The organism is Corynebacterium pilosum DSM 20521 = CIP 103422 (assembly GCF_000373805.1).
Taxonomy (GTDB): domain Bacteria; phylum Actinomycetota; class Actinomycetes; order Mycobacteriales; family Mycobacteriaceae; genus Corynebacterium; species Corynebacterium pilosum.
The window spans coordinates 223,843-238,173 of record NZ_KB892439.1 but is presented as its reverse complement, the minus strand read 5'-3'; the positions used below and the strand labels follow the sequence as shown (position 1 = coordinate 238,173).

Here is a 14,331-nt window from a genome sequence, read left to right as displayed (position 1 = left end):
TGCTGTTCCGGTCGCCGTGCTGGTAGCCGAGGTGGGCATCCATCTCGGCGTTGAGGCCCCGGTTGATCGAGGCCTGGAGCAGGCCCCGGACGAGATCGTTGGCATCCGTGGTGGAGGTGCCGAGCTCGTCGATCAGCTTCGCCATCTCAGGATTGGCGAGGAGCTTTTCCTCGATCGCTTTGATCTTTGCGGAGTCCTCTGGGTTTCGTCGTGCCACGGTAGTCATTCTGGTTCATCTCCTTGGTGTGAGGGGAATCCCTCACACACAAACCATCTGACACCCTCCGTGAAATCGGCAGAAAATTGTCACCACCCTAAAAGTGGTGAGCATGACAATATACTAGACCTATTTCTCAACAAAGGTCTAAGCCCCAGCCAAGGGGCGAAAAGGGCCGCAGCAATCGAGCAGCGAAAACACTACACTGCATGGGAAGGGCGCGAAAGAACGCGCGAGAAGAACCAACGTGAAAAAGGGAGCAGGTGTCGCACCATGAAAGCTAGAAAGACCATGTGGTCCGGGCGGCGCCCCCACCAGCCAGATCCAAACTTCCCCGGGCTGGACCGCCGCCGGGCCTCTTCGTTACGTACCGAAATCCGCACCGCCGCGGCACAACGGGGTGCCTCCGCACGCATCAGCGGACGTACGCTGCGCATTGACCACCCGCGGCTAGGTTCAGTGGATGCGGATCTGACCGGGACCATCAACGCCTTGGCAGGCAATGAGCACCCCAAGGCGCCGCGCCGGCTTGCCCAGTCACTCATCGACCAGATGCTGGCCACCCCGAAAGGCGAAGGGACCACCACCGCCAACGTCTATGCGGCACTTCGACCACGGCTGAGGGCGGTGCAAGATGGCACCGGAACGTTTACGCGAGACACAGAGCTGACCGTCGTCTTGGACACGGGGGAGGGCTTCAAGACGATGACCGAGGAGGCACTTGCGCGTATCGACGATCCCGCCTCACTGCGGCGTGCGGCCAAAGTGAACCTCCGTGGTGATATTGAGTCCACCTTCGACGTCCAAGTGACCGAGCAGGGAGGTGGTGTTGTCGCGATTGAAGCGGTGGGCTCTGAGCTTGCCTCCGCGGCCGTGGACTTAGACCTTGTGCTTGATACCTTTGCCCCGCGCATCGATCGCACCCAGGGATTATTGTTCGGAATCCCTGCGCACTCGACGATTCTCGTCGCCCCAGTTATCGCCGGCGAGCCCCTTATCGAAGCGTTGAACTCCATGGCGAAGCTGTGCGTGAGCTATCCGACGGACCAACCACTGTCGCGGCTGGTGCATTTCTGGATGGATGGTGTCGTCGAGACGCTGTCCAGTTTCGACCGGGAGGCTCAGGCCATCGTCATTACTCCCAACGATTACCTGACGCGCTTACTCCGGCCGGACGGGAACCCCGAGGGATAACGTCCCTTCGACAGTAGGCACCCCGTTGATCTCATAAGCAAGGTCCAGCAGCCCCGACTCTGGCTGGCTGACCTGCCAGAAGCCCTCGGTGGCCGTGCACGAATCAGTCAGCGGTGTGGAGCGGTAGGTCTGCTGGCTCAATGGGGTCAGCGATACTGTACAGCCCTGGTCGGGGTAGACCACCAGCCCAGTGTCCCCGCCGAAGGTTGCTACTGCCTGCCACGATCGCCCGGCCGTGTCCTCTTCAACGCTGGTGAGCGTTCCGACGAAGGTCCCCTCGGGACTATTTTCTGGGTCAAAGTCTGGCTCCGGTGGGGTAGCGGTCACAGTGACCGTCTCTGGTGGGGTAGCGGAGGCCGCGGAGGAATCGTCGTCACGTGACAAGGCCACCACAGCGGCGGCGATCGCGGCAATTGATGCTACGACGAGAACGATGATTCCGCTAATGACCACGGGGCGGTTGGAACCGCCGGACTTTTTAAGCTGGGAGAATGAATCAGACATAAAGCACCTTAAAAAGCCCCGGCGCCACACGAGAATTGTGGCGCCGGGGCGGGATGGCTAGGGATTAATCGCGATCAGTGTTGGCCATGTCCAACACGTTGAGGCGCTTATCCAGCTCTTCCTCGGTGAGGTTCTCACCATCGACGAAGCCCAAGTCAATGACTGCTTCGCGGACGGTCATCTTCTCATTGAGGGCGTGCTTCGCAGCCTTTGCCGCGTTCTCGTAACCAATCGCAGAGTTCAGCGGGGTCACGATCGAGGTGGAGGACTCCGCGAACTGCTTCATGCGTTCCTCGTTGGCCGTGATGCCGTCGACGCACTTCTCAGCGAAGACGCGAGCGGTGTTCGCCAGCAGGCGAGCGGACTCCAGCACGTTGCGTGCCATCATCGGGATGAACACGTTGAGCTCGAACTGGCCCTGGGTACCACCGAAGGCTACTGCTGCGTCATTGCCGATCACCTGAGCGGACACCTGGGTTGCGGTCTCACACAGGACAGGGTTGACCTTGCCCGGCATGATGGAGGAACCAGGCTGCAGGTCCTGCAGGTGGATCTCTGCCAGGCCGGTCAGTGGGCCCGAGCCCATCAGGCGGATATCGTTAGCGATCTTGTACAAGGACACTGCAACCGAGCGCATAGCGCCAGAGAATTCAACGAGGCCGTCGCGGTTGGCCTGTGCCTCGAAGTGGTTCTCGGCCTCCTTCAGGTCCTCCAGCCCGGTGAGCTTCTTCAGCTCTTCGGTGACCTTCGCGCCGAAATCAGCGGAGGTGTTCAGACCGGTACCGGTAGCGGTGCCGCCGATAGCGAGCTCGCCGAGGCGTGGAAGGGTTGCTTCGACGCGCTCGATGCCCAGCTCAATCTGGCGTGCGTAGCCGCCGAACTCCTGGCCCAAAGTGACAGGGGTGGCATCCATCAGGTGGGTGCGGCCAGCCTTGACGACCTTCGCGAACTCCTGGGACTTATTCTTCAGGGACTCATGCAGAACCTTCAGGCCTGGGATGAGATCGTTGACAGCTTCGTTTACTGCCGCCACGTGGGTTGCGGTAGGGAAGGTGTCATTGGAGGACTGGCCCATGTTCACGTGGTCGTTCGGGTGGACCTCAACGCCATTTCGTGCCGCTAGAGACGCGATGACCTCGTTGGTGTTCATGTTCGAGGAGGTACCCGAACCGGTCTGGAACACATCGATGGGGAAGGACTCGTCGTGCTTGTTCTCGCCAATTTCCTTGGCTGCCGCGATAATCGCGTCTGCCTTGTCGGCGTCGAGAGCACCGGAATCCTTGTTTACCTGCGCGCAGGCAGCCTTCAGCAGGCCAAGAGCGCGGATCTGAGCCGACTCCAGGCCGCGGCCGGAGATCGGGAAGTTGTCTACCGCACGCTGGGTTTGTGCGCGCCACAGTGCGTCCTTGGGCACCTTAACTTCGCCCATGGTGTCGTGTTCGATGCGGTATTCCTGCTCAGTCATGTATTCATCCTTTGTCAAAGGTTGGAAAAGTGGTTTACGAACTCTAGGGTAGCGATTTTTCTATTCCACCGGATCGGAATAGTCCACCACGGAGTACTCCTGCAGCTTCGACAGCTTGTGCAAGCTTTCGACGTAGCGCACGGTGCCCGACTTGGAGCGCATGACCAGCGAACGGGTCGTTGCACCATTGGCGCGGTAGGACACGCCACGCAGCATGTCGCCGTTGGTCACACCGGTTGCTGCGAAGTAGCAGTGGTTCGAGGTGACCAGATCCGTGGTGAGCAATACCCGGTCCAGATCGTGGCCGGCGGCCAGAACGCGCTCGCGCTCTTCGTCATCCTGCGGTGCCAACATGCCCTGGATTTCGCCATCGAGGCAGCGCATCGCGCACGCGGTGATGACACCTTCGGGGGTGCCGCCGATGCCCATGGCCAAGTCAATCGAGTTGTTGTCTTGGGCGGTAGCGATCGCACCTGCAACGTCGCCGTCCATGATGAAGCGCACCTTTGCGCCGGCCTCACGAATGTCCTTGACCAGCTGGGTGTGGCGTGGGCGGTCCAAAACCACCACTGTCACCTCCGATGGGTGGACGCCCTTGGCCTTCGCGACCACCTTGATGTTGTGATCCACAGGCGCGGTGATGTCGATCTTGCCAGCAGCTTCTGGGCCGGTGGCGATCTTGTTCATGTAGAACGCGTCCTTCGGGTTGAACATCGAGCCACGCTCAGCTGCCGCGATGACCGAAATGGCGTTCGGGCGGCCTTCGGCCATCAGGCGGGTACCGTCGACGGGATCGACGGCGATGTCCATCGGGGCACCTGCACCATTGCCCACGTTCTCACCGTTAAAGAGCATCGGGGCTTCGTCCTTTTCGCCCTCGCCGATGACGATGACGCCGTCCATATTGACGGAGTTGATCAGATGACGCATGGCATCGACCGCGGCGCCGTCGCCTTCGTTTTTCTGGCCGCGACCCACCCAGCGACCGGAAGCCAGAGCGGCGGCCTCAGTCACGCGCACGAGCTCCATTGCGAGGTTACGATCCGGGCGTTCCGGGGAATTGGTGGTCATCAGCAGTCAGCCTCCCAAGGCGAAAAATACATATAGGTGGTACCAAAAGGGGTGAAAAGGCGCGGACGCCTTCCTCCATTGTTGCACTTTTGTGTCCGCTAATGGGGCACATTCCCACCCGGAATGGGGCAGTCAGAGAAATAAGTCTTTGATCTCGACACCTCTGCCCGTTGCGATCTCACAAAGAACCTCTGGCCCCCAAGTCTGGGGGTGCAGTCCGGTAGGGAAGCGGGGCGTGACATACTTATGCCCGTGGCTGAAGAACAAAAACCCCGTATTTTCCAGGGCGGGCGCGACATCCTCATTTCCATGGGGGTCCTCCTCCTGCTCATGTTCGTCGCTGTGGGCTTTACAGGAATGTGTACCTTTAACCCCGGCGCGCCGGAAAGTGGCCCCGTTAAAGAGGTAGATGCGAAGACATTTACTGAGATGGAGGCGCGGGGAATGAACTTCCCAGTGCGCTACCCAGAGATGGGCGAGGGCTGGATGACAAACTCCGCGCGCCGCGCCATGGTGAGCGGCGAGCCTGCGCCGGTTGTCGGTTGGGTCACCCCGAATGAGGGCTATGTGGCCATGACTCAGACGGGAGTCGACCTTGACAGTGCTGTCCGAGGTGTCGACTCTGATCCGCGCGAGTATGAGTCCTCGACGACGATTGCCGGCCACGAGGTTCAGCTGTATACCTCGGAGCACGACGACGTGCGTGATCTGCGTGTCGTCGATATGGGGGACTCCGTGTTGTTGTTTACGGGCGCGGGTTCCGACGAGGAATTTCATGAGCTGATCGACACGGCGGTTAACACCGAGCCGATCGATACTACGACCTAATTATCTTGTTCTTCGCCGTTTGTGGTTGGCGCCTGCGATTGCTGGAGGGCCTGCTCGACACGTTGTGAGGCGCCGTCGAGCAGCACCTCGCACCGCTTGGCCAGGGCTTCGCCGCGCTCCCAGTAATTGAGTGATTCGTCGAGGCTCATTTGACCCAGTTCGAGGATTTTTACTGTTTCGACGAGTTCGTCGCGTGCTTGTTCGTAGGACAGGGTGGATACGTCTGGGAAAGCGTCATCGCCGGCCTGGCCGGTGCCGATGGTGTTGGGGTTGTCCATGTCTAACTCCTTGTTGTGTTGGGTGCTGTTTAGTCTGCTGGGGTGGTGCCCATGCCGGCGGCGGTGATGGAGCCGTCGCCGACACGGATGCGTAGTTGTGATCCGGGTGGGGACTGTTCGATGCTGGTGACCACCTGGGCCCCGGAGCCGTCGCGGGGCAACACTTGGACGACGGCGTAGCCGCGTTCGAGGGTGGCCGACGGCCCGAGCGCTGATACCTGGGCGCGCAGCGCTTGAATCCGCGATGTATCCTGTCCGAGCAGGTAGGTGATGTCGCGGCGGATCAGGGAGAGCCCTCGTTCCAGTTCTTCCCGGCGGCGGTGGATCGGGGTGAGAGGATCCGCCAATACTGGCCGGGACCGCACGTTGGCCAGGCCGCGGCGTTCGCGTTGCACCCATCCGCGCAGGGAAGCTGCCATGCGTGCGCGGGCTTCGTCGATAAGCGCATGCTCTTGAGCAACGTCGGGGACTACTCGTTTTGCGGCATCGGTCGGGGTGGCGGCGCGAACGTCGGAGACATTATCCAGTACTGGGTTGTCCGGCTCGTGGCCGATTGCCGAGACAACCGGAGTGCCGGCCGCAGCGACTGCGCGCTGCAAGGCCTCTTCCGAAAACGGCAGGAGGTCCTCCACCGAGCCCCCGCCGCGGGCGATAATGATGACATCGACGTCCGGGTTGGCGTCGAGCTGCTGTAGAGCGGCAATTACCTCGGGTACGGCGTTAGCACCCTGCACCGCGGTGTTGATTACCTCGAACTGGACTGCGGGCCAACGCGTCTGCGCCACGGAAATAACATCGCGCTCGGCGGCAGAACCGCGGCCAGTAATCAGGCCGACCTTCTTCGGGAGGCAGGGCAGTGGACGCTTGCGGGAGGCGTCGAAAAGCCCCTCGGCGGCCAGCTGCTTGCGCAAAGCCTCGATGCGTGCCAAAAGTTCGCCTTCGCCGACGTGGCGGATCTCTGTGACCCAAAGTGAGAAGGAACCACGGCCCGCGTAGAAGGCTGGTTTGCCGTGGACAACCACCCGGTCGCCGTCGCGAAGCGGGGTGGGCATGGAGCGCAAGAGGTCGGTCGAGCAGGTGAGCTGAACACTGACCTGCTCTTCGGTGTCGCGCAGCGTGAGGTAGGACAGCTTCCACGTTGGCTTCATGTTGATCTGGGTAAGCTGGCCCTCGACCCACAGCCACCCCAGCCGTTCGATCCACCCTTTAACCGTGGTGTTGACCCTGCGTACAGGCCACGGAACTTCGGGCGTGCTGGCCGGCGGCTTTGCTCCTGATTGTGATCCGGGTTGTGTCACTGTGTCGCACCTCTCATTGCATTCGCCGTTCTCAGCGGGCTCACCTACTCTATCCTGTCGTGTTAGCTCTCTGTCCTTTTAGACTCCGATTAGCTACTGTTGGTTCCATGAGTGCTACAAAAAACGTCCTGTTGGCTGCCCCGCGCGGCTACTGCGCTGGTGTCGACCGCGCTGTCGATACTGTTGAAAAGGCCCTAGAGAAGTATGGCGCTCCTATATACGTGCGCAAAGAAATTGTTCACAACAAGTATGTCGTCGAAACGCTTGAGGAACGCGGAGTAATCTTCGTCGACGAAACTGACGAAGTTCCTGAAGGCGCGCACCTCGTGTTTTCTGCCCACGGTGTGTCTCCCGCGGTGCGTGAATCGGCGAAGCAGCGTAACCTGCTGACGCTCGACGCATCCTGCCCATTGGTCACCAAGGTGCACAATGAGGCGAAGCGTTTCGCCCGCGATGGCTACCAGATTTTGCTCGTTGGCCATGAGGGCCACGAGGAAGTAGAAGGTACCGCTGGCGAGGCGCCAGAGGTAACCCACTTGATTGACGGGGTAGAAGGTGTGGACGCGGCACCGGAGTTCCCGGAAGACCAGAAGCTGGTGTGGCTGTCTCAGACCACGCTTTCTGTGGATGAGACAATGGAGATCGTCGCCAAGTTGCGCGAGAAGTACCCGAACTTGGAAGATCCGCCGAGCGACGATATCTGCTACGCCACCCAGAACCGCCAGGGCGCGGTCAAGGCCATGGCGAACCGCGTGGAACTGATGATCGTTGTGGGGTCGCAGAACTCGTCCAACTCCAAGCGTCTCGTCGAAGTTGCTTTGGACGCTGGCGCCGATGATGCACACTTGGTGGACTACGCACACCAGATTGATGAAGCATGGCTGGAGGGCGTGACCACCGTCGGTGTGACTTCCGGCGCTTCGGTGCCTGAGATTCTGGTGCGTGAGGTCATCGCCTGGCTGGAAGAGCGTGGCTACGGAAACGTCGAGGAGGTCACGACGACCACCGAGACGATCCAGTTCGCGCTGCCACGCGAGCTGCGCCCGGCGCGTACCTAGTACTTAGTCGTTGTAGAGGTCTTCGCTCAGCGACCGGCGGACAGAGTCCGTTCGGGACCTGGGCTTTTCCTTTTCTAAACGCTCCACGGGGCGACGGCCGCGCGTGGGGCTGACTTTCCGGCGGGCGGCGCTGCGCTCCAGCAGTTCCTGCACCGTGACCTGATTGGAGCGGGCGCGGGCGCGCTGTGCGACCCGACGATTGCACACGTTGGTATTGGCGGTGTGCCGGCGCCACGATTGCTGCGTGCGGTCGACCTGCTTGTTGTAGCGTTTCAGCAGCCAGATGCGCACCACGGCGATGATGATCGAGCCCACGAACCCTGTAATTAGGGAGGGGAACCCTTGGACGAGTGGGTACACAGAAAAGATCAGGGATGTGCTGGAGAACGGATCGCCGCTCTCGGGGAGGTCGGAGCGGTTGACTACCCAACCAGTCAGAATGATGAAAAAGGCGAACAGGGTCGGGATACTCACCACCGTGAGATACAGGCCCTTAGGGTTGACCAGCAGGGTAGAAACAATACTGGCGATGATAAACAGCAGGAAGAAGGGCCAGCCGATCGCCTGAGCGTTCCAGCTAATCAGTAAACCGGTGAGCAATGCAGCCGAGATGATCCCTATCGCTGAAATGGTAGGGATACCGTCAAACGACGCTGACGCGCGGCTGCTTCTCCGATTCGACTGATGTGACACGCCTCAACACTCTACCTGCCCCGTCAATAAATAGTGTCTTTACCAGCCTTGTGTCTGCTCGTGATTCTCATCGTCTCCACGCGGAGGTGGCACAATGCGCACGGGAGCCGTTGATGTTTCTAGGCGCGTCGGCCGCCGTGAGGAGCGTACGGGAATATCAAGCTCTGCAAGCTTGCGGGCAGTGACCATCACCCTGGAATCCATCGATCCCAAGGTCGCGTTATAGGCATCCACCGCCTTTTCCAGTGAGGCACCGACTCGGTTGTAGTGTTCTCCCATCGTGTTGATACGCGTGTAGAGCTCGGCACCCAAGCGCTGGACCTCTCGGGCACGTTCGGAAATGTCCTCGTGGCGCCACCCCAAACCGACGGTGCGCAACAATGCGAACAGGGTGGTAGGGGTTGCGATGACAACGTCGCGCTCGAAAGCGTAGTCCAGCAGTTCCGGATCCTGTTCCAAAGCGGCATCCAAAAAGGGGTCTGCGGGAACGAACATGACGACGAATTCAGGCGTCGGCTGAAAGACGGTTATGTAGTCCTTGGATGCCAGCGCGTCGACATGTGAGCGCAAAAGGTGCGCGTGCCGACGAAGGTACCCGGCCTTCTCTTCGGGGTCGTCCGTGTCCAGTGCGTCCAGGTAGGACGAGAATGGCACCTTGGCGTCGACGATGATGTTGCGCCCTCCGGCAAGGTGGACGAGCATGTCGGGGCGGAGCTGTTTGCCGTCAACGGTGGCGGAGACTTGGACGTCGAAATCACAATGCTCCACCATCCCGCCGAGCTCCACCACGCGTTCCAGCTGAATCTCGCCCCAGCGGCCACGGATCTGAGGCGCGCGTAAAGCGTTGATGAGCTGGTCCGTGCGGTCCGAGAGGCGGGTTGAGGTGCGTGTAATGGCCTGGACCTGGCTCGCGATTGCGGAATAGGCCACTGCGCGATCTTCATCCATCTCGTCGATCTGCTGGTTGAGACGCTCGAGCTCACGGGTAAGCGGTGCCACATCTAGCGCCGGCTGCTGTTGTGGAGCAGGAGGTGGCGATGCGGGTTGCTTCTGACCCCGATAAAGGTAGCCCACGACGGCGCCGATGATGAGGCCGAGGATGAGTGCGAGGAACAGGGAAGCGGTGGCAGTCATGTCTTGAATGGTGCCACATGCCTAGGACATCACTTCGACCGGCGCTTAATTTTTTCGAAAATTTGTGCCATTGTGCGTGAGGGGACGCGGGTAAAGGTTCGTGTGCGGGAGGGTTTTTCGTCGTTAGTTCCCGCGATCTCGTCGATATGCGTCTCCGGCACATTTTCCGGCTCCCAGCCTAATTCCTCTCGCCACGCGCGGCGTTGCTGGTGGGCTTCGCGTTCGGAAATTTCACCGATCAGTTCACCTTCGTTGGTGACAAACTCGATCTCGTCGGTGGTCTTTTCGCCCGCGTGCAGGGCGGTCATGTCCTGGAAGTAGCGGAACGCCACAGCGACCATGGCCGCGAAAGGCACGGCCAGGAAGGCGCCGACGAGGCCGAACAGGCCGCCGCCGACAGAGACGGAAATCAACACGATCACGGCGTGCAGGTTCATTGCCTTGGACTGCAGTACTGGCTGCAAGACGTTGCCCTCGATCTGCTGGACCGCCAAGATGATGATCAGCACGATGACCGCCTCGGTAAAGCCGAGCGAGACGAGCGCCACAATCACGGCGAGAGCGCCCGCCGTCACGGCACCGACGATGGGAATGAAGCCCGCAATAAAGGTGATCACCGCCAGAGTAAACGCCATGGGCACGCCGACGATCCAAATACCGATACCGATAAATGCGGCATCGACGAAAGACACGATGGCCTGAGTACGGACATATCCGCCCAGTGTCTTCCACGCGCGCGTAAGCAACTCAGTGGCGTGCAGCCCGGCGCGACGGCCGACGGCGGAGCGTACCCAGGGGAGGAACTTGTGGCCGTCTTTGAGGAAGAAAAAGGTCAAGACGAGGACAACCACGATGGTGAGCACCATGGAGGTTGCCGTCGAAATGCCGGCAAAGACACCGCTGGCGATGGCACCCGCCTGCTCCTGGAACCACGAGGCGATATCGTTGACCACCTGGTCGATGTCTTCGGCGTCAAGGTTAAGGGGTTCGCCTTGTGCCCACAGCTGCAGGCGCTGCACGCCTTCCACTGCTTGCAGGTAGAGGACCTGGGAGTGCGTCGCGATGTCCGGTGCGATAATGCCGACCAGAAGGCCAAGACCGGCGAAGAAGGTCAGCAGGGACACTATCGACGCAAGCGCCGAGGGGATTCCGATTCGCCGCATCCACGTGGTCGGCGGAGCCAGGACCGTACACACGATGACGGCCAGGATCACCGGAAGTACGCCGGCCCAGAATGTCTTCAGGACGTACCACAGGGCGTAGAGCGCGACACCGATGATCAGCAGGCGAAGCGCGAACATCGCTGCGGTTTTCAGCCATGAATTAACCACGACCGCCCGGTCGATCTGGTCGGGGCGTTCGTCGGCGAAGGACTCGGTGACGTCGTCGATATCTGCGGACGCCGAATTTTTGCTTGCGTCGCTGGAATCGATATCGGAGCGGCCGTGTGGAGTTGTACCTGAACTCGTCCCTGAAGTAGTCACGTCTCTATATTGCCCTATTCGTGTTCTTAATTCCCACGTGAGATAGGATAAGCGCCTGTGAGCCTTACACTTGGAATTGTTGGATTGCCCAATGTCGGTAAATCGACGCTATTTAACGCCTTGACGCGAAACGATGTGCTTGCTGCGAACTACCCGTTCGCCACCATCGAACCGAACGTCGGCGTCGTCGAGCTTCCTGACGACCGCCTGAACCGTCTCGCTGAGATCTTTGGTTCAGAGCGCATTTTGCCTGCCACGGTGTCATTCGTCGACATCGCCGGCATCGTAAAAGGCGCGTCGGAGGGCGAGGGCATGGGTAACGAGTTCCTTGCGAATATCCGCGAGGCCGATGCCATCTGCCAGGTGGTTCGCGCGTTTTCCGACGAGAACGTGATCCACGTCGATGGTGAGGTTGATCCGCAGGAGGACATCTCCGTGATCAATACGGAGCTGATTTTGGCGGACCTGCAGACCATCGAGAAGGCCCTGCCGCGCATGGAGAAGGAAGCCAAGAAGGATAAGGACATGGCTCCTCAGGTTGAGGAGGCGAAGAAGGCGCAGGCTGTCCTCGAAGATGACAAGACGCTGTTCGCCGCAGCTAAAAACGGCGAGGTGGATCTGGCGCTGCTGCGCGACCTGCACCTGATGACGGCGAAGCCTTTCCTCTATGTCTTCAACTCCGATGAAGCAGTGCTGACCGACGAGGACCGCAAGGTAGAGCTGCGCGAGCTTGTGGCTCCGGCTGAGGCAGTGTTCCTCGACGCGCAGACCGAGACCGAATTGCTTGAGCTTGACGACGAGGATGCTGCCGAGCTTCTGGAGTCGGTCGGCCAGGATGAACCGGGGCTGCAAACTCTGGCGCGCGCCGGTTTCGATACCTTGGGCCTGCAGACCTACCTGACCGCTGGCCCCAAGGAGGCCCGCGCGTGGCAGATCCGCAAGGGTGACACTGCACCGCAGGCAGCCGGCGTGATCCACACGGACTTTGAAAAGGGCTTCATCAAGGCGGAGATCGTTTCCTTCGAGGATCTTGATGAGATTGGCTCCATGGCTGAGGCCCGCGCGAAGGGCAAGGTGCGCATGGAGGGCAAGGATTACATCATGCAGGATGGCGACATCTGCGACTTTAAATTCAACGTGTAGCACCCGATCTTTGGGTGATACTGGCTGGGGTATGGTGGCGGGCATGAATAGTTCGCCACAGTATTCTTCCGATGCCGCCGAGTGGGACGCCCGCTACAGCGAGTCCGGCCACATATGGAGTGGCAACCCCAACAACACGCTTATCGACGTGGCCAGCGACCTCACGCCGGGCACAGCCTTAGACGTCGGGTGCGGGGAGGGCGCCGATGCCCTGTGGCTCGCAGAACACGGCTGGACCGTGACCGCCATCGACCCATCCCAGGTAGCTATCGATCGTGCCATGCTTCACGACGAGAACCGCAACGTCACGTGGAAAGCCGCAGGCATTACTGACTTGCGCGGAACTGGACAGTTCGACCTAGTTAGCGCCATGTATCCCGCCGTACGCAAAGAAGCTCATCCCGAGGCCCTTGATGTGCTGCTGGAATTGGTCGCGCCGGGCGGACATCTATTATTCGTCCACCACGTCGTCGACGAAGAAGCACTGGCGGAGCGCCCACACTTTGCAGGAATGTATCTGCCCGATGACGCAGAACAGGCGCTAGCTGCGCGGCCGGAGGAGTGGGAACTCGTCGCAGCCGAGGACCGGCAGCGACAAATCGAGGGCGGCCGCGGCGCGCACCATACGGTCGACCGAGTCGTCATCGGCCGCCGCCGAGCATAACGTGGGTGTATGTCTCCCGACAATATTTTGCTTCGCCTGCCGGAGGACCACGACGCCTATGTCCGCGAGATTTTCGCCAAGCTTGAGGCCCGCGGTCTACCGAAACAGCACCAGAGCCCGCACATCACCATCACCTTCGCCAAGGACATGGCCCCGCACGTGGTGGAGCGTGCCCGCGAACTTTTGCCGCCCCTGATCCCGGCCACCTTGCGCCGCGCGGGCATCGTCGTCTTCGGCACCAAGTCGAAACAAACCGTCTGCTGGTTGCTCGAAGCCTCCGAGGAACTGGAAGCAGCCGCGCGCGAACTCAGCGCCCTCAACCCGGAAGGTCGCGGCGCGCGCTGGGTACCGCACCTGACGGTGGGCCTGCGCATTCCGCGCGGCCTAGTCCCTGAGTACATCGCAGCGCTTGACGACGAGACCTCCGGCCACTTCAAAGACATCGTGGGCCACCGCGCGGTACTGTGGCAGCCACGCTTCCAGAAACTCACCGAGCTGAGCTAGAAACGTTCCTAGTCACGCAGCGGCGGGGTAGCGGCCGCCAACTCACGGGCCCACTGACTACCTCGGTGGCTTTCAGCGCCGAGATACTCAAGCGGCTGATCGCTGCCCCACAACACAATATTTCCGTACGCGCGCCCCTCCAGCATGTCGCGCGGGCCGATTGCACCTACGTGTTCAAAGACCTCCAGCATCCCGGCCAGTTCCTCGCGTGCGTGCGGCAACTCTGCGTAGTCGCCGACATTAGCGATATAGATGCCACCCGGCGCGAGTACTCGCCGGACATCGAGGAAGAATTCGGCGGTGCGCACATGCGTCGGGGTATCGGGACCGGCGAATACGTCGCGGATGATCACGTCGGCTTCGTTATCGAGGAGTTCGGCCACGGCCTGGCGGGCGTCGCTGATCTCAAACAGGAGGTCGTCGTTAAGCTCAAAGGCCCAGCGCACAAGATCGGCAAGCGCTGCATCATATTCAACGACGGTGTTGCGGGAGGCGTGGAATTTGTCAGCCACAAAGGACGGGAGTGCGCAGCCGGCCCCGCCGAGGTGGAGCACGTGGGCGAGCGGGCGCTCGTCGAGAAGCGGTTCGATGGCCGCCGCGATCCAGCGCATGTAGGGAAAGACCAGCACGCGCGGGGCCCCGAGGATGATCTGGGAGGAAGGGACATCATTGAGCTCGAGGACGTAGGAGCCATCGCGGGCGGGGTCCGCCACGATGCGGGCTGTGCCGGTATCGATGGAGTACTCGTCCGCAATGCGCTTCTTCGGGTGCCGTGGCTTATGGGGTTTGGCCACGG

Annotated in this window: 15 protein-coding genes and 1 pseudogene; 6 read left to right on the top strand and 10 right to left on the bottom strand. The window is 60.7% G+C overall.

Annotation, left to right across the window (positions count from 1 at the left end; genetic code table 11):
• Positions 1-226, bottom strand: a pseudogene (locus B097_RS0102590) (IS256 family transposase); the annotation flags it as partial.
• Between the two features lie 264 nt (positions 227-490).
• On the opposite strand from B097_RS0102590, the gene B097_RS0102585 reads away from it, so the two are divergent.
• A complete protein-coding gene (locus tag B097_RS0102585; RefSeq protein ID WP_147287125.1) occupies positions 491-1,411 on the top strand; it encodes a hypothetical protein in 921 nt (306 codons plus the stop codon).
• Here B097_RS0102585 and B097_RS0102580 read toward each other — a convergent pair.
• The 3 genes from B097_RS0102580 to glpX form a co-directional block, all read right to left on the bottom strand.
• A complete protein-coding gene (locus tag B097_RS0102580; protein WP_018580978.1) occupies positions 1,379-1,915 on the bottom strand; it encodes a hypothetical protein in 537 nt (178 codons plus the stop codon). The two genes, B097_RS0102585 and B097_RS0102580, sit on opposite strands and share 33 nt — an antisense overlap.
• A 64-nt stretch (positions 1,916-1,979) precedes the next feature.
• The gene (locus B097_RS0102575) at positions 1,980-3,380 is read right to left on the bottom strand and encodes a class II fumarate hydratase (protein WP_018580977.1); all 1,401 of its coding nucleotides are present in this window, start codon (positions 3,378-3,380) and stop codon (positions 1,980-1,982) included.
• Positions 3,381-3,440: 60 nt separating this feature from the next.
• Positions 3,441-4,451, bottom strand: a complete 1,011-nt coding sequence (gene glpX, locus B097_RS0102570; RefSeq protein WP_018580976.1) for a class II fructose-bisphosphatase — start codon at positions 4,449-4,451, stop codon at positions 3,441-3,443.
• 252 nt (positions 4,452-4,703) lie between these two features.
• On the opposite strand from glpX, the gene B097_RS0102565 reads away from it, so the two are divergent.
• A complete protein-coding gene (locus B097_RS0102565; protein WP_115324708.1) occupies positions 4,704-5,279 on the top strand; it encodes a DUF4245 domain-containing protein in 576 nt (191 codons plus the stop codon).
• Here B097_RS0102565 and B097_RS12335 read toward each other — a convergent pair.
• On the bottom strand, positions 5,276-5,557 hold the full coding sequence (locus B097_RS12335) for an exodeoxyribonuclease VII small subunit (RefSeq protein ID WP_018580974.1): 282 nt from the start codon (positions 5,555-5,557) through the stop codon (positions 5,276-5,278). The two genes, B097_RS0102565 and B097_RS12335, sit on opposite strands and share 4 nt — an antisense overlap.
• A 29-nt stretch (positions 5,558-5,586) precedes the next feature.
• Entirely contained in the window at positions 5,587-6,855 is a 1,269-nt protein-coding gene (gene xseA / locus B097_RS0102555) for an exodeoxyribonuclease VII large subunit (protein WP_018580973.1), read from the bottom strand.
• Between the two features lie 107 nt (positions 6,856-6,962).
• On the opposite strand from xseA, the gene B097_RS0102550 reads away from it, so the two are divergent.
• Entirely contained in the window at positions 6,963-7,913 is a 951-nt protein-coding gene (locus tag B097_RS0102550) for a 4-hydroxy-3-methylbut-2-enyl diphosphate reductase (protein ID WP_018580972.1), read from the top strand.
• A 3-nt stretch (positions 7,914-7,916) separates the two neighbouring features.
• On the opposite strand, the gene B097_RS0102545 is transcribed toward B097_RS0102550, so the two are convergent.
• Genes B097_RS0102545 through B097_RS0102535 form a run of 3 tightly spaced genes read right to left on the bottom strand, consistent with a single transcriptional unit; the run spans position 7,917 to position 11,224 of the window.
• Positions 7,917-8,606 carry a DUF6542 domain-containing protein gene (locus tag B097_RS0102545; protein WP_026254253.1) on the bottom strand — a complete coding sequence of 230 codons (690 nt, stop codon included), beginning with the start codon at positions 8,604-8,606 and terminating at the stop codon, positions 7,917-7,919.
• A gap of 39 nt (positions 8,607-8,645) precedes the next feature.
• Complete coding sequence (locus tag B097_RS12330; protein WP_018580970.1) at positions 8,646-9,740, bottom strand: DNA recombination protein RmuC; 1,095 nt, start codon at positions 9,738-9,740, stop codon at positions 8,646-8,648.
• Between the two features lie 29 nt (positions 9,741-9,769).
• Positions 9,770-11,224, bottom strand: a complete 1,455-nt coding sequence (locus B097_RS0102535) for an AI-2E family transporter (RefSeq protein WP_018580969.1) — start codon at positions 11,222-11,224, stop codon at positions 9,770-9,772.
• A gap of 57 nt (positions 11,225-11,281) precedes the next feature.
• On the opposite strand from B097_RS0102535, the gene ychF reads away from it, so the two are divergent.
• The 3 genes from ychF to B097_RS0102520 are packed head-to-tail and all read left to right on the top strand — an operon-like array spanning position 11,282 to position 13,535.
• Positions 11,282-12,367, top strand: coding sequence for a redox-regulated ATPase YchF (gene ychF, locus B097_RS0102530; protein WP_026254252.1), 1,086 nt, complete (start codon positions 11,282-11,284; stop codon positions 12,365-12,367).
• A 43-nt stretch (positions 12,368-12,410) separates the two neighbouring features.
• On the top strand, positions 12,411-13,031 hold the full coding sequence (locus tag B097_RS0102525) for a class I SAM-dependent methyltransferase (protein WP_018580967.1): 621 nt from the start codon (positions 12,411-12,413) through the stop codon (positions 13,029-13,031).
• A 9-nt stretch (positions 13,032-13,040) separates the two neighbouring features.
• Entirely contained in the window at positions 13,041-13,535 is a 495-nt protein-coding gene (locus B097_RS0102520) for a 2'-5' RNA ligase family protein (protein ID WP_018580966.1), read from the top strand.
• 8 nt (positions 13,536-13,543) lie between these two features.
• Here B097_RS0102520 and B097_RS0102515 read toward each other — a convergent pair whose 3' ends face one another.
• Complete coding sequence (locus tag B097_RS0102515) at positions 13,544-14,329, bottom strand: spermidine synthase (protein ID WP_048403004.1); 786 nt, start codon at positions 14,327-14,329, stop codon at positions 13,544-13,546.
• Between the last annotated feature and the right edge of the window lie 2 nt (positions 14,330-14,331).

Coding starts and splice junctions, on each gene's coding strand:
- B097_RS0102585 (WP_147287125.1), top strand. CDS start 491: ATGAAAGCTAGAAAGACCATGTGGTCCGGGCGGCGCCCCCACCAGCCA.
- B097_RS0102580 (WP_018580978.1), bottom strand. CDS start 1,915: ATGTCTGATTCATTCTCCCAGCTTAAAAAGTCCGGCGGTTCCAACCGC.
- B097_RS0102575 (WP_018580977.1), bottom strand. CDS start 3,380: ATGACTGAGCAGGAATACCGCATCGAACACGACACCATGGGCGAAGTT.
- glpX (WP_018580976.1), bottom strand. CDS start 4,451: ATGACCACCAATTCCCCGGAACGCCCGGATCGTAACCTCGCAATGGAG.
- B097_RS12335 (WP_018580974.1), bottom strand. CDS start 5,557: ATGGACAACCCCAACACCATCGGCACCGGCCAGGCCGGCGATGACGCT.
- B097_RS0102550 (WP_018580972.1), top strand. CDS start 6,963: ATGAGTGCTACAAAAAACGTCCTGTTGGCTGCCCCGCGCGGCTACTGC.
- B097_RS12330 (WP_018580970.1), bottom strand. CDS start 9,740: ATGACTGCCACCGCTTCCCTGTTCCTCGCACTCATCCTCGGCCTCATC.
- B097_RS0102525 (WP_018580967.1), top strand. CDS start 12,411: ATGAATAGTTCGCCACAGTATTCTTCCGATGCCGCCGAGTGGGACGCC.
- B097_RS0102520 (WP_018580966.1), top strand. CDS start 13,041: ATGTCTCCCGACAATATTTTGCTTCGCCTGCCGGAGGACCACGACGCC.